Annotated in this window: 10 protein-coding genes; 5 read left to right on the top strand and 5 right to left on the bottom strand. The window is 71.7% G+C overall.

Annotated features, from left to right (window positions below; all coding sequences use genetic code 11):
- Positions 1 to 1,380 carry a DUF1552 domain-containing protein gene (locus tag WMF31_RS35985; protein ID WP_436606276.1) on the top strand — a complete coding sequence of 460 codons (1,380 nt, stop codon included), beginning with the start codon at positions 1 to 3 and terminating at the stop codon, positions 1,378 to 1,380.
- A gap of 491 nt (positions 1,381 to 1,871) precedes the next feature.
- Here the strand turns inward: WMF31_RS35985 and WMF31_RS35980 are convergent, their stop codons facing one another.
- Both WMF31_RS35980 and WMF31_RS35975 read right to left on the bottom strand, forming a co-directional pair.
- Positions 1,872 to 2,972 carry a hypothetical protein gene (locus WMF31_RS35980; protein ID WP_436606275.1) on the bottom strand — a complete coding sequence of 367 codons (1,101 nt, stop codon included), beginning with the start codon at positions 2,970 to 2,972 and terminating at the stop codon, positions 1,872 to 1,874.
- A gap of 19 nt (positions 2,973 to 2,991) precedes the next feature.
- Positions 2,992 to 4,116: a glucuronyl esterase domain-containing protein gene (locus WMF31_RS35975; protein WP_436606274.1), complete on the bottom strand. Its 1,125-nt coding sequence runs from the start codon at positions 4,114 to 4,116 to the stop codon at positions 2,992 to 2,994.
- 835 nt (positions 4,117 to 4,951) lie between these two features.
- Between WMF31_RS35975 and WMF31_RS35970 the strand changes: the two genes are divergently transcribed.
- The gene (locus WMF31_RS35970; RefSeq protein WP_436606273.1) at positions 4,952 to 5,128 is read left to right on the top strand and encodes a hypothetical protein; all 177 of its coding nucleotides are present in this window, start codon (positions 4,952 to 4,954) and stop codon (positions 5,126 to 5,128) included.
- A gap of 14 nt (positions 5,129 to 5,142) precedes the next feature.
- Here the strand turns inward: WMF31_RS35970 and WMF31_RS35965 are convergent, their stop codons facing one another.
- Positions 5,143 to 6,708, bottom strand: coding sequence for a hypothetical protein (locus WMF31_RS35965; RefSeq protein WP_436606272.1), 1,566 nt, complete (start codon positions 6,706 to 6,708; stop codon positions 5,143 to 5,145).
- 265 nt (positions 6,709 to 6,973) lie between these two features.
- Here WMF31_RS35965 and WMF31_RS35960 point away from each other — a divergent pair, with 265 nt between their 5' ends.
- The 3 genes from WMF31_RS35960 (at position 6,974) to WMF31_RS35950 (ending at position 9,085) form a co-directional block, all read left to right on the top strand.
- Positions 6,974 to 7,963: a VOC family protein gene (locus WMF31_RS35960; protein WP_436606271.1), complete on the top strand. Its 990-nt coding sequence runs from the start codon at positions 6,974 to 6,976 to the stop codon at positions 7,961 to 7,963.
- Between the two features lie 292 nt (positions 7,964 to 8,255).
- Positions 8,256 to 8,522 carry a hypothetical protein gene (locus WMF31_RS35955; RefSeq protein WP_436606270.1) on the top strand — a complete coding sequence of 89 codons (267 nt, stop codon included), beginning with the start codon at positions 8,256 to 8,258 and terminating at the stop codon, positions 8,520 to 8,522.
- Positions 8,519 to 9,085 carry a hypothetical protein gene (locus WMF31_RS35950; RefSeq protein WP_436606269.1) on the top strand — a complete coding sequence of 189 codons (567 nt, stop codon included), beginning with the start codon at positions 8,519 to 8,521 and terminating at the stop codon, positions 9,083 to 9,085. Before WMF31_RS35955 ends, WMF31_RS35950 begins: the two co-directional genes overlap by 4 nt.
- Positions 9,086 to 9,150: 65 nt before the next feature.
- Here the strand turns inward: WMF31_RS35950 and WMF31_RS35945 are convergent, their stop codons facing one another.
- Positions 9,151 to 11,418 (bottom strand): Kelch repeat-containing protein, encoded by a 2,268-nt coding sequence (locus WMF31_RS35945; RefSeq protein ID WP_436606268.1) that lies wholly within the window; start codon positions 11,416 to 11,418, stop codon positions 9,151 to 9,153.
- The gene (locus WMF31_RS35940) at positions 11,418 to 13,757 is read right to left on the bottom strand and encodes a Kelch repeat-containing protein (protein WP_436606267.1); all 2,340 of its coding nucleotides are present in this window, start codon (positions 13,755 to 13,757) and stop codon (positions 11,418 to 11,420) included. The genes WMF31_RS35945 and WMF31_RS35940 overlap by 1 nt, the downstream gene beginning before the upstream one ends.
- Positions 13,758 to 13,826: the final 69 nt, after the last annotated feature.

The raw sequence follows: 13,826 nt of genomic DNA, 5'->3' as shown, positions 1-13,826 counted from the left end.
ATGTCGCAATTCCGCCTGAGCCGACGTGCCGTGCTGCGAGGGGCCGGCGCCATTGCCATTGCGCTCCCCTGGCTGGAGATCATGGGCACGGAGCGCGCGGCGCACGCGCAAGCCGCCCCCGCCAAACGCTTCCTCGCCGTCTACACGCCGGGGGGGACCGTATTGGACCGCTGGCGGCCGACCGGCACCGAGACGAAATTCACCCTGAGCCCCATCCTGGAGCCGCTCGCGCCGGTGCAGGACCGGCTGCTCGTCGTCGACGGCCTCGACATGAAGAGCGGGCTCGGCGAGCAGCACCAGGCCGGGATCATCGCCTGGCTCACGGGCACGCCCCAGGCCGGCGCCGCCGGGCGGGCTTACGGGAGCGGGCCGTCCGTCGATCAGGTGATCGCCGACCGGATCTCGGCCGGTCAGAAGGCGAAGGCGAGCCTGCAGCTCGCGGTGCGCTGGGCGACGGGCAAGTCCCACGGCCTCCTGTCGCCGATGAACGTCGCCAATTTCGAGAGCAGCGCGCCCTACAACCCGATCCCGCCGCGGCTCGATCCGGTGGAGATCTTCACCGATCTCTTTGGCACGCTGAACCCCGGCGCCGGCAACGACGCCGCGCTCCGCCTCGCGCGAAAGCGGTCAATCCTCGACTTCCTCGACCGGCGCTACGCTTCGCTGTCGGCGCGGCTCGGGGCCGCCGACCGGCAGAAGATCGACCAGCACCTGACGAAGATCCGCGAGATCGAGCAGGGCCTCAGCAGCGCGCCGACGGCGACGGGCGCCTGCCGGGCGCCGACGCTGGTCGACACGTCCGACTACAACCCGCGGACGGGGCTCAACTCCGCGGACAACGGCTCGATCAAGGACACCTCGACCGACGCGGCGATCCCCAAGGTGGGCAAGCTCATGATGGACATGCTGGTGATGGCGCTCGCCTGCGACATCACCGCGGTCGGCACCCTGCAGTGGAGCGACACCGAGGCGAAGCACACCTTCCCCTGGCTGAACCTGAGCGAGCACCACCATTTCTACCAGCACGACGGCGGCTTCAAGCCGGCCGAGTGCGAGCGCATCTGCAACTGGTACTCGAAGCAGCACCTCTATCTCCTGCAGGAGATGGAGAAGGTGGACATGGGCGGCGGTCGCTCGCTGCTCGACGAGAGCGTCGTCTTCTTCGGTACGGAGATCTCGGATCCGCCGAGCCACAAGAAGAACAATATGCCGTTTTTGCTGGCCGGCGGCGGCGGAGGCCTGCGCACCGGGCGCTGGGTCCGGTACCAGAACCTACCGCACAACAACCTGCTCGTCTCGATCTTGAACCTGTTCGGCGACACCCGGACCACGTTCGGCGACCCGGAGTACTGCACGGGGCCGCTCACGAACCTGACGTAGCCACCCGACCGAGGAGCGGGCCAGGGTGAGCGCCTGCGGTGGCGAGGAGGTTGTGGGCCGCCTCGGCTCCGGTCCCTGCGCCACGAACCAGGGACGAGCTTGGGCATCGTCGCTCGTGCGGAGGAGCGGACGACGAAAAGCGCAACGATCTCAATAGTTTTACGGGGACAGGGAGGGCTGGGTCGTCATTCCATTGGGGCCAACGCGGGCTCAACGGGTCGTCTTCAGAAGCTTCAGCATCCACCACGGCGGGAGCGGCAGCGTCGTCCCGGGCCAGCGCCTGAGGCGGCGGCGAGTCGATGGTAACGGCGAAGCGCCGCTCGTCGCAGGCGACGGAACCCTCTTCTACGCGATCCGGCAGGCCCTCCACGCCCGAAACGCCCGCGATTTCCGCGACGTAGCGCCAAGCGGAGGGCGTCCTGCCGTATCGCTGTACCCTGCTGAGCGTCAACTGGGCGTCGGTTCGACGCGAGCGGCGAGGGAGGTCGCCTTCACTCCCAGCCGGACATGCCGTTCGTGTCGCGCAGGATGGCGTGGACGGCGTGCACCTCACCGCCGGACATCTTGATCATGTGCATGTCCAGATGCCCGTCCGTCATGAAGTCGAAGATGGTGAAACCGACGGCGATGCCGCGCACCTCGTCGGCCAGGATGACGCGCGGGATGAAGGTGCCGCCGGACCCAGGAGCGCCGGCGCTGCAGGATGCCCCGGTGCTGCAAGAGAAGTTGCCGCCCCCGTTCTCCAGGCGCCTGCAGGCCCCCGTGACGTCGCAGACGCCGGAGGGGAACGCGCGGAAGTACTTGTCGATCCAGTCCGTCAGCTCTTCCCGGGTGGCCCGCTCGGCCTCCGGGACCTCGTTGTGCCAACCGATGTCGTCCGAGATGGCGATGATCGCGGCGGGATCCGAATCGACCGCGAAGGACGCCGTGTAGTCGCCCGGGCGCACGACGATCGTCTCGATCTCCGTCATCTCCGAGCCCTCCACCTTGATGCGGAGGGCGACGGGAAGATCCCTCCCGCCTTCCGGAATCACCGCCTGAGCGGCGGCGCTGCACGCCTCGGTATCCAGGGCACGCTGCGAATGCTTCACCTCGCCGGCGTTCTTCCAGAACTCTGTCGTACCGATCTCGGCCTGTACGGCGTTCTCGGTGAACTTCACGCCTCCGGCCAGGGGCAGGCTGGAAGGATCCCCGGCGGCGAGGGCGGCGAAGTAGTCGTCCAGGAGGCCATCCAGGAGCTCGCGCGTGCACGCGCCACCCGGAGCGCCGCCCGACCCCGACGCTCCGCCGGTGGCCGCTCCGGGGCCATCGCCGCCGCCGGAGGTGCTGCCGGTCGGCCCCGCCCCACCGGTCGACCCTGCCCCGCCGGTCGGCGTCGCGCCGCCGCCGGCGCCGCCCGAGGAGGCGCTGCCGGTCTCTTGCGGCGCGCCGCCGGCGCCTCCCGTGGGGCTCTGGCCGCCCGAGCCCACCGCGGCGCCCGAGGCGCCACCCCCTCCGGTGCCGCCCGTGGCGTCACCGTCCTGGCCAGGGCCGCAAGCGCCCAGCATCAGCGCCAGGGCGACCCCGAGACAGCGGAACGAGTTCTGATTCACGCGCTACCTCCGCTCTGGATCAAAGCTCGCCGGTGAGCGTCGGCGGTGTCCAGTCGATGTGGTCCAGGTGGTTGGGCCGGCTGGGCAGGTCCGTGGCGAAATTGCCCGTCGTCGCAGCGTCGTTGCCCTTCAGGAACTTGTCGACCATGGCGTTGAGGGACGCCGTGTACTGCGAGCGCCAGCTGCAGTGGCTCCCCCCTGCGCCCGTGTAGGCCATGTGGTCTCCGACGCCGAGCGCCTCGAAGATCATCTTGCCGACGTTGGCGGTGACCCACGCCGAGTTCCGATCGAGCCCGTTGTACATGGTGCTCGGGTTGTCCACGATGTAGAGGCCGCGTGGCGCGATGAGGCCCATCATCTCGTGCATGTCGACGGGCAGCTTGTTCGTGTTGTCGGCCCCGGCGTTGTTGCCCGTGGTGAACTGACCGAGCGCCACCTCCGAGAGCCAGCGGACATAGCTGATGCCGTGATAGGGCCACTCGGAGCCGCTGTAGCTATCGAGCACCTCGACGAGGCGCAGGCCAACCGTGCCCCCGAGACCCGACTCCACCGGGATGGTCAAGGCGATGCGGTTGTCCAGCACGCCGGCGACGAAGGCGCCCTTGCCCCAGCGTGAGCAGCCCGTCACACCCACCCGGTACGGATTGATGACGTCGGGGTTCTGCTCCAGGACGTCGAGGACGCGGCTGATCTGCCAGGCCTGTGCCGCGAGGTAACCCGCGGGATGGTCCGAACCGTACACGTCGTAGAACGGCCCTCTCTTCGCGCCGCTGCCGCCCGTCGACTCGATCGCGCTGAAGGTGATCGTCGCGACGCCGCTCGGAACTGGCATGCCGCTCAGGCCGCCGTAGCCGATGATGGCCGGGGCGGGCGCCGTCGCGCCGTTCATGTTCACGGTCACGTTGAACGAGGTGCTGCCGCCACCATCGTTGACCTCGACCGTGATCCTGCTGGTGCTCACGGTACCGGACACCGATCCCTTTGCCGGGACGGGCTTGTCGCCGTAGATGAACTCGTAGGCTTGCTGGAGGATCTCTTCGCGCCGGCAGGCCCACTCGCTCTTGTCGGTGATGCGGGTGCCGTCCATCTTCTTGAAGGGGTCCGGCAGCTTCGAGTTCGCCGTGAGCGAACCGACGCTCGGCATCGGTCCCACGGTGCACCCGGCTCCAGGATTTTCCACCTCGCCCCACTTGGGGCTCACGGCATTGCCGCCGCCGCCGCCGCTGCCATCCGCGCCACCGGTCCCCGGCGCCCCGCCCGTTCCGGCCGGGTCCCCACCACTGGTGCTGGCGCCGCCCGTGCCGCTCGGCGCGCCGCCCGTCCCGCTCGGGGCACCGCTCGAAGAGGACGCTCCACCAGTGCCCGCCGGCTCGCCTCCGGAGCTGCTGACGCTGCCGCTGCCGCCGCCCCCCGTGCCGGCTGCAAGGCTTCCTCCTGAACCGTCAGGACCCGAGCCATCCTCGGAGACGCAGGCAGCGAGCGCCCAGGGCAGCGCTGCGAACAAGGCCAAAGGGATCGTGAGACGTGCAGTGCGCAGGCGCATGTCGAGCGCTCCTCGTGAGGGGGTCGTGAAGCAGGCTCCCGCCGGGGTCGGGCGATGGGATGGCGGACGAGGGCCCGACCCGCGGTTGCATCCGAGGTTATTCCCCACTTTGCCGGTCGTCTTCAAGTCATTTCGTGCTATTTCGCGGCGTCCGCGCGCTGGCTGTACCGCTTAAGTGGACTTTTTGGGTCTTGCGAAATCTCGACTCTTGCGGCATGCGCCGGGCGCGCATGCCGGTGCGCTGCTTCGACGACCGGCCACCGAGCGAGCTCTTCATTTCTCCGTGCGACCGAACGCGGAATGCCCACGTTCCCCCTGCGGCGAAGCCGCCGGACATGACGGACTTCGCCTCCGTCAATCGCAGGATATCCGAGGAGGGATCGTTCGACACCTCTGGAAGGTTGCGCAGGTTTCTCCGCGCTGCAAGCACGCATTGTTGGATCGCCGCCTCGTCGCGCGGCGGTCAACCACCCCACGTGGAGAAGCCGCGGGGAGGCCGTTCGACAACGGGCTGTTCGAGCTCGCGCTGGAGGATCTCGACGGCCCCGATCCCGGGCTCGATGCCCCGGAGCGGCTGGTCCAGCTCACGCGCAAGCCGCGGCCACGCGCCTGAACCGGTTTGGCTTCCTACGCGCAGGGCAGGATGCGCAGCACCTTGATCCTGGTGCTCGCGCTGCCGGGCGCGACGAAGGCCGCGCTCCCGTCGGGGAACGCGACGAGGTCCTGATACCGGTTGCCGAGCACGTCGACCTCCAGCGGCTCGCCATCGGCCTCGCCGGTCGCGCGATCGCGCGTCTGCACGTACAGCGTGCGCGCCGGGTCGTTGCGCGCGATGTCGCCGGCCTTCGTGGTGGTCTCCCAGGCCGCGAGCATGCGGGAGTCGCCGTAGGCGGCCAGGTGCGGCGCGCGATGGTTCAGGCCGGGGTCGCTGGCGACCGTGATGTCCTGATCGGCGGCGCCGCCCGTGAAGTGGAGCAACCGCACCTCGGCGAGCCCGTTCGCGCCCGCCGGCTGGCCCGGGCGGATGTTGCTGGTCGTGAGCCAGTAGCCGCCGCCGGACGCGGTCACGAGGTTTCCCAGGTTCGAGTAGGCGAGATCGACCGGATAGATGGTCGTGTAGCTGGGCGCGATCGCGATGCGGTCGTTGTTGTCGGTCTTGCACACCGTCACGAAGCGGTTCACCCGGTCGTCCCAGAGGATGCGCTCGTAGCCGCTGTGGCTGCACCCCCAGTCGAATCCGGCTCTCTGCAGCGCGCCGCTCGCGTCGACCACCTTCATGCGATCGCCCTGGTGGATGTTGATGCACCCCCCTTGCGAGACGCTGATCGCGGCGCCGAAATAGCCCGCGTAGCGCGCGCCGTCGAAGGCGATGCGGCCATGATGCGCGTACCACCAGATCATGGTCACGTCGGGCCCCGTGGGGCCGGTGGAGTAGGGCGGCAGCGCCGCGCTCGAGCTGGTGAGCTTGGTCGCCCAGGTCTCGCTCGCGCCGTCGAAGCGCACCATGTACATGTCGTGACAGGGGATCGGCGGGCTCGGAGGCGTGCCGCACAGGTTCGCCGGCGCGCCGCAATTCAGCGTTCCGCCTCCCTCGGCGTCCCGGGTGAGCAAGAGGACGCCGCCGGTGTCGTCGGCGTGCAGATCGGAGAAGTCGTTCGCCGGCAAGCCGAAGGGGCGGCCCGCGACCTGATCGCGGGTGTCGAGCTGGGCGATGTGGACCTGGCCGTCGTTGCCCATCCAGGCGAGGCGCGAGCCGCCGGACGGCATCGGCGAGATGACGAGCGGCTTCAGCGCGGCCTCGTCCTCGTTGTTGATCACGGGGATCCCGACGTCGATCTCGGTGATGCGGACGCGGTCCCGGGTCATCCCGCACGAGGCCGCGCCGGGATCGCCGCCCGCGCCGCCGCTGGAAGCGCTGCTCGCCCCGCCGGCAGCGCCGCTGGAGGCGCCGCCCGCGCCGCCGGCGGTGGCGCTGGAGGGGCCGCCCGCGCCGCCGGCAACGCCGCTGGAGGCGCCGCCCGCGCCGCCGGCAGCGCCGCTGGAGGCGCTGCTCGCCCCGCCGGCGGTGGCGCTGGACGCGCCACCCCCGCCGCCCGCGGTGCCGCCCGCTGTCGAGGCCGACTCGTCCATACAGGCCGCTGGCCAGGTGACAAGGAGCAGAGACCAGACGACTCGCAGGGAGGGTATCGACATGACATCAGGCTATCGCTCGAGTCCCTCGCATCACAAGCATTCCATGAAGAGCAGAATTGATCACGGGAATGCCGAGCTCGCCGCGGCGCGATCCGTTGCCGTGGCTTGACATCCCCACATCGAATGCTTTCCCTGTCCCGGTGGTCGAGAGCCCGATCGCTGCACGTCGGTGTGCGCGCCTGTCGTATTCGACCCGTGGACGCACCGCCGGCGCCTCCTGCGGCGGTCTCGACGTCGTGCGCTCCGGGAGGCGGAGAGGACTGCCATGGGTCGTGATGTCGAATCCCTGCACCACGTCGGCCATGTCGTGAGCGACATGGCGGAAGGACTCGAGCTCTATCGACGGCTCGGATTTCACCTGTCGCCGCCCGCCTATCCCATGCTGTCGCCCAGGGAGGGCGAGGCCCCCCGGCCGTTCGGCGCGGGGAACAGCCACGCCAACTTCCCGCGCAGCTTCATCGAGCTCGTGAGCTGCGTCAGGGACGACGATCCCGACCGGCTCCCGGCCGGCGCGAAGCGCATCCCCCTCCGCGCGCCCCCCGAGCATCTGCCGCGGATCACCGCATCCATCCGCAGCACCGTCGCCAAGATCGCCTCGTGCCTCTCCCGCTTTCAGGGCTTGCACATCCTCGTGTTCAAGACGCCCGATGCGCACGCCGCCGCCGGCCGCCTGAGCTCGGAGGGCGTCCCTCACGGGGGCGTCAACACCGTTCCCGTCCCGGTGGACACCGCGCAGGGGACGCGGGTGGCGCCGCTCGGCCTCCTCGAGATCGACAGCGAGGATCCGGAGTCGGCCGGGTCAGGCCGCGTGCCCGAGGGGAGGATCGCCATGGCCGAGAGCCCGGGGACGGAGGTGCTCGACGCGCAGCTCTACATGGATCACCCGAACGGCGCTGTCGGTCTGGTGGAGTCCGTGCTCTGCGTCGCCCAGGCCGCTTTGCCCGAGGTCGAGCGCCGCTACGCGCGCTACCTCGGCCGCCCCGCCCGCGCCGACGGCCCGGCGCGCGCCTTCGATCTCGAAGGCTCCCGGGTCACCCTCGTCGCCGACGCCGATCTGGAGGCGATGCTTCCAGGCGAGCGGGCCCCCGCGCTCCCGGCCTTCGTCGCCTACGCGGTCGCGGTGCGCGACGCGGGCGCCGCGCGGAGGCTGCTGGAAGAGAACGGGTTCCCGCTGCGGGTGTCGGCCTCCGGCGACCTCTTCGTTCCAGCCGCCGCCGCGCTCGGGGTCGCGATCCTCTTCCGACAGGCGGCCTGAGCACGCCGGGCGAGCGCGGCGGGCTCACCTCGAGCGCGAGGTCAGCCGCATCCCGGCACGGGGTGGATCGGGGAGCCTCGGCGCGCTCTCTCCTGTTCCGGAGGTGACCGTGTGCCTCCAGCGCCGAGGCAGCTCACCATGGCCCATGCGCCGCGCCTTGCGCCAAGAATCCGGGCGCCGCGGTGGACGGGGCTTGCGCGGGAGACGTGACGTTTGTCACCATCGGCCTGTGCGAAGCGCGTTGTTCCTTGCCGCCCTGGTGGGCGGTGTGGGTGCGTGTTCAACGGCCAACATGGCGCCTGGTTTGCTGAGGCTCGTCGGTCCTGTCGTCTGTCCCTCCGGGACCGCACGGACCGAGGTCGTGGCCTTCTGGACCGGGACGGCGCGCAACGGCCAGACGTTGCGGTGGGAGGTCTACTGCCTGAGCCCGGACGGCTTCGGCGTCCCGCCCGACGACCTCCGCCTGTTCGTGACGTGGTTTGCGATCTGGTTCCTCGCCGTGGTGCTGTTCCTCCCGGCCCATCGCCTCTTCACGGGGCTCCTGCGGAGGCGGGCGTGAAGCGGAGATGGTTCATCATGGCGCTGGCGCTCGCGTCGCTCGGCGCCTGCACCGCCGGCACGCACACGCGCGAGGAGTTCGATGAGGCGTTCCCCTTCGGTCGCATGTCAGGACTCCGCCCCGAGGTCTTCGCGGAGTTCAAGGCCGAGCTGGAGGGCGCGCTGGGGCGCGGGCTGCGCGTGCGTCGGGTCGGCTTCGGTGCGGACATCGTGCAGGCCGACGTGCAAGACCCGAAGCGGCGCACGCATCTCGACAGGTACGTCTACCGTGACCGGGAGCTGAGCGACCCGTCGCCGGTCTCGCTCAGCAACACCGAGGAGGCGACGCTCGACGGCGCGCTCTTCGAGCTGGGCAGCGTTCCCGTGCAGATCCTGCGGCGGCTCGCGCGCGAGGCGCACCGGGAGCTCGGCATCGAGCAGTCCTGGGTCGAGCACGTCAGCGTCAGCCGCGCGGGCGATGGCAGCCCGGCGCTCTGGATCCACGTCGGCGTGCGCAGCCCCCGGAAGTCGGGCAGCGCCATGTTCGATGGAGAGGGCCGGCTCGTGCGCGCTCAGCGGCACTGAAGCGCTCACCGACGTTGAAGAGCGCACCGACGCCGAGGGCCGCCGGCGCACCGACGTTGAAGCGCTCAGCGCTGCGGGACGCGGTGGCGCGCGCCCGCTCCCGGGCGCCGCCGCCTGCGCGCGGCGCAGAGCGCGACGAGCAGCGCGCCGAGGCCGCGCGCCGCGGCGGGGGCAGGGGAGGGGCCGGAGGCGGCGCTGCATCCGCCGTCATCGTCGCGCGGCGCAGCGCCGCCCGGCGCAGCGCTGCCCGGCGCAGCGTCGGCCGGCGCGGCGTCGCCCGGCGCGGGCGGGGGCGGGACGCAGTGGCCTCGCAGGTTGCAGACGAAGCCCGGCGCGCAATCGTCGAGGGAGGCGCAGCTCTGCTTGCAGGCGCCGCTCTCCGGGTCGCATCGATACGCGATGCAGTCGATGGCGACCTGCGCCGGACAGGCGGAGGACGAGAGGGCGCACCGCGCCGGCCCGGCGCTATGGGTCTCGTCGGCGCACCTCGTCGGCGCGCAGATCGTGCCGGCCTTCGCCGGGTCGCCTGCCTCGCTGCAGCGCCCCTCGTCCCCAGGGGCGCTGCAGGTGCCGCAGGGACAGGGCGCCTCGCAGCAGACCCCGTCGATGCAGAGCGCGCCGTACTGGCAGGCGGACGAGGGCGCGCAGGGCTCGCCCAGGGCCATGCCGAACCGCTCTGTCTCCGCGATGAGCGACTCCCCGTCCACGCCACCCGCCACCAGGACCTCGCCGTTCTGCAACAGCGTCGCCGTGTGGAAGATGCGCGCGTGCTTCATCGGGCTCGTGAGCTCCCAGGACCCGGAGTCCGGGTCGTACAGCTCCGGGCTGCGATGAGAGACCCCATCTCCCCGTCCGCCCGCTGCCAGGACCAGACCTCGTGGCAGCAGCGTCATCGTGTGTTCACCGCGCGGGCGCTGCATCGGCGGCGCATAGTCCCAGGTGTCGGTCTCCGGGTCGTACAGCTCCGGGCTCGCCCCGCCGCCCGTCACCAGGACCTTTCCGTTCGGCAACAGCACCGCCTCGTGCCCGAAGCGCTCCTCTTTCATCTCGCCCGTCGGGGTCCAGGTGTCCGTCTCCACATCGTAGAGCTCCGCGCTCTTGCTCGTGGTCACGATGTGCTCCCCGCCGGCCACGAGGACCTTCCCGTTCTGCAGCAGGGTCGCCGAAGCCCCGAAGCGCAGGTATCCCATCGCGCCCGTGGGAGTCCATTCGTTCGTCTCCGGATCGTACAGCTCCGCGACCTCGGGGGTCTTGCCTTCCACGCTGCCGCCCGCCACGAGGACGAGGCCGTTCACCAGCGTCGCCGTGTGGTCGATGCGCGCGGTCCACATCTCGCCCGTGGCGGTCCAGGTGCGAGTCTCCGGGTCATACAGCTCCGCGCGCACGGGCCCGTCGTCGTCGTCGTAAGCGGCCACGACGAGGACCATGCCGTTCGGCAACCGCGTCGCCGTGGGCCGATTCCGCGCGTGCAGCATCTCGCCCGTGAGCGTCCAGGTGTCGGTCGTCGGGTCGTACAGCTCCGCGCTCCTGAGCGGGGTGGGCGCATCGTCGGTGCCCAGCTCGGTGGTGCCGCCGGCCACGAGGACGAGGCCGCTCTCCAGCAACGTCGCGGCGTGCTGGATCCGCGGGACCTGCATCTCGCCGGTCATCAGCACCCACGCCGGGTCGACGAGCACCGCCTCGCCGCCCGCGTCCACCGAGAGCTCGATGCGCGAGCCCCGCGCCCTGAGCGCCATGGCGACGGGCCGCCCCGAGGACGCATACGCCCGAGGCGCCGAGACGCGCAGCACGGCCGACCCCGTCGCCGGCTCGACGACCTCCACGACCTCGCCGCGCGCGCGCAGCGTCGCGCCCTCCACGTGCCATGCCGCCACCGCCTCTCCGCCGCGCGCGACGCCCTCGTCGAGCAGCAGCCACTCCTCGACGCCGTGGTCGGTCGCGGCCCAGAACGACGTCCCGCCGGTCCGCCGGTAAGCCACGGCCTGCCCCACCGGTGTGCCCTCTCCCGAGGCGCCGTGCTCTCGCACCCGCACCTCGACCCCGGCCGGCGTGCGGAACCGGATGGGCTCGCTGCCCTCCCGGGGCAGCACCACGTGAGGCCGCGAGGGCCTCCCGCGCGCCCCGTCCGCGTCGAGGTGAAAGCCGCCGCGGTCGGCGAGGAACGCCTCGCGGGCCTCGAGCACGGCGGCCGACTGGTCCGGGAACCGGAGGCGCAGGGCGGCGGCGGACGCGAGCGGCTCCGGCTCCGCGCTGCAGCCGGAGAGCAAGGCGAAGGCCCAGAGCAGCGGGCCGACGCGAGGCGAGACGCACCTGAGAGAGTCGCACGAGAACATCAGGAGTCCTTCCGTCGTGGTGTGGATTCCCCCCGAGAGACAGGCGCCCTCCTCCGCGTGGCGGCGAGCAGCGCGAGGGCGATCGCGCCGAGGCAGGTCCTCCAAGAGGCCGCCGTCGCGGCGGCCCGGCCGACGCTGCAACCCGCGATCGAGGGGGGCGGAGGGCGCACGCAGTGACCGGAGAGGTTGCATGCGGTGCCCGGCGCGCAGTCGTGCAGCGAGCTGCAGGTGTCCTTGCAGGAGCCGCTGGCCTGATCGCAACGGTAGGGCGCGCAGTCCACGATCTCCCTGGCCTGGCTGTCCGGGCTCGCGCATCGGGCCCCATCGGCGAGGCACACGACGCGCCGCATGCTGTGCGTCTCGTCGCTGCACTGGGCCGGGAGACACGTGTCGCCTCTGGGCACGGCGGAGCACGCGCCGCGCCCGTCGCACGACCCGTCACAGCCCACGCGCGAGCACTCCCCGCGGAGATCCCAGCCCCTCGGCTGGGCGACACAGCGGCCGAGCGACGTGGGGCTGGCGCACGTGTGGCAGGGCTCGGAGCACCGCGACGCGCAGCAGATCCCTTCCACGCAGACGGCGAGCCCGCAATCGGCGTCGGACGCGCACGCGGCGCCGAGGATCGTGTACCGCTCGGCGAAGGGCGACGGGCCGACCAGCAGCACATCGCCGCTCAGCAATTGTGTCGCGGTGTGCTCGTCCTGCAGGGCGTTCGGGGGCGGCGTGAGGGTCCATGTGTTGGCCGCGGGATCGTAAAGCTCCGCGGTGTTGCTGATGACGTCCTCCGCGCAGCCGATGCCCGCGACCAGGACCATGCCGTTATGCAACAGCGTCGCGGTATGCCCGCCGCGCGTGAGGAGCGGATCGCTCGCGGGGGTCCAGGCGCCGGCCGTCGGATCATAGCGTTCCGCGCTCCAGGTGCCCGTCGCCAGGACCTCGCCGTTCAGCAGCCTCGTCAGGGTGATGGGGCAATCGTCGTCGCCCGTGCGCATCGGGCCCGTGGACCTCCAGGAGTCGGCCACGGCGTCGTACACCTCCGCGGTGTCGATGGAGGAGCTCCATGCCCCTCCCGCCACGAGGACCTCGCCGTTCGGCAAGAGCAGCGTCGCGGCGTGGGAGCTCCGCGCGACGCTCATGGATGCCGCGGTGCTCCAGGCGTCGGTCCTCGGGTCGTAGAGCTCCGCGCCGGCCAGCGGCTCTCTGCGCGCGGGATTGCCGGGCGTACGGACCCTGGACACCCCACCCGCCACGAGGACCCTGCCGTCCGACAGGAGCGTCGCGGTGTGGTTCGCGCGCGATGCCTTCATGGGCGCAGCGTGAGTCCAGACGTCGTCTTCCGGATCGTACAGCTCTGCGGTGTCGAGAGAGGCCAGCTCCGCGATCCCGCCCGCGACGAGCACCCTGCCGTCCGGGAGGCGCGTCGCGGTGTGATCGACGCGCGCCGTGATCATGGGCGCCGCGGGAGTCCAGGTGTCGTCCGTCGGGTCGTACAGCTCCGCGGTGCCGAGGAAGGCGCCGTCCGCGGCCCGACCGCCCACGATCAGCACCTTGCCGCTCGGCAAGAGCAAGGTCGCGGTGTGCTCCGTGCGCGCGGCGCTCCGCTCGCCGGTCAGCGCCCACGCCGGATCGACGAGCACCGCCTCGCCGCCCGCGTCCACCACGAGCTCGATGCGCGCGCCGCGCACCCGGAGCGCCGGGGCGACCTCCCGCCCCGAGGCCGCGTGGGCGCGCGGCGCCGTCACGCGCAGCACCGGCGCCCCGCTCTCCTCGTCCAGCAGCTCCACCGCCTCGCCCCGCAGCCGCAGCGCCGCGCCCTCCACGTGCCATGCCGCCACCGCCTCTCCGCCGCGCGCGACGCCCTCGTCGAGCAGCAGCCACTCCTCGACGCCGTGGTCGGTCGCGGTCCAGAACGACGTCCCGCCCGCGCGCCGGTAGCTCACCGCGCGCTCCGCCACCCGCGCCTCGCCCGCGGCGCCGAGCTCCCGCACCCGGATCTCATCGCCGTTGGCGCGACGGAACCGGATCGGCGCGCTGCCCTCGCGGGGCAGCTCCACCTCGAGCCGCGCCGCGCGCACCCATACCCCGCCCGGCTCGGAGCGGGCCAGTCGGAACCCGTCCAGCGCCGGGGCGAACGCGTCGCGCGCGGACAGCACCGTATCCGCCTGCGCCGGGAAGCGCAGCCGCAGCGCGGCGGCCGGGCTGTCCTCGGCCCCGCAGCCGGAGAGGAGCAGCGCCGCCGCGAGCAGGTGGGGAGGCCGCGTCGGGAGCTCTCGTGTCAAGCAAGGTGCGGGCATCGCGGATCTCGCAGCCCAGTAGAGCAGCTCCACGCGAGCTGCCATAGCCGTCCGCATCGATCCGTCGCGCGATCGCCCTCCGCCGGCGGCGGCCGTGTTCCCCCGGCGCGGGCC

The sequence above is a fragment of the Sorangium sp. So ce1036 genome (assembly GCF_051369805.1).
Classification (GTDB): domain Bacteria; phylum Myxococcota_A; class Polyangia; order Polyangiales; family Polyangiaceae; genus Sorangium; species Sorangium cellulosum_F.
Note: the sequence above shows the minus strand (reverse complement) of the source record. Positions and strands in the feature narration are given on the sequence as shown.

Excerpts from the sequence above, each read along its gene's own strand:
- WMF31_RS35945 (WP_436606268.1), bottom strand. The coding sequence starts at position 11,418 with ATGTTCTCGTGCGACTCTCTCAGGTGCGTCTCGCCTCGCGTCGGCCCG.
- WMF31_RS35955 (WP_436606270.1), top strand. The coding sequence starts at position 8,256 with ATGGCGCCTGGTTTGCTGAGGCTCGTCGGTCCTGTCGTCTGTCCCTCC.
- WMF31_RS35985 (WP_436606276.1), top strand. The coding sequence starts at position 1 with ATGTCGCAATTCCGCCTGAGCCGACGTGCCGTGCTGCGAGGGGCCGGC.
- WMF31_RS35965 (WP_436606272.1), bottom strand. The coding sequence starts at position 6,708 with ATGTCGATACCCTCCCTGCGAGTCGTCTGGTCTCTGCTCCTTGTCACC.
- WMF31_RS35960 (WP_436606271.1), top strand. The coding sequence starts at position 6,974 with ATGGGTCGTGATGTCGAATCCCTGCACCACGTCGGCCATGTCGTGAGC.
- WMF31_RS35975 (WP_436606274.1), bottom strand. The coding sequence starts at position 4,116 with ATGCCGAGCGTCGGTTCGCTCACGGCGAACTCGAAGCTGCCGGACCCC.
- WMF31_RS35940 (WP_436606267.1), bottom strand. The coding sequence starts at position 13,757 with ATGGCAGCTCGCGTGGAGCTGCTCTACTGGGCTGCGAGATCCGCGATG.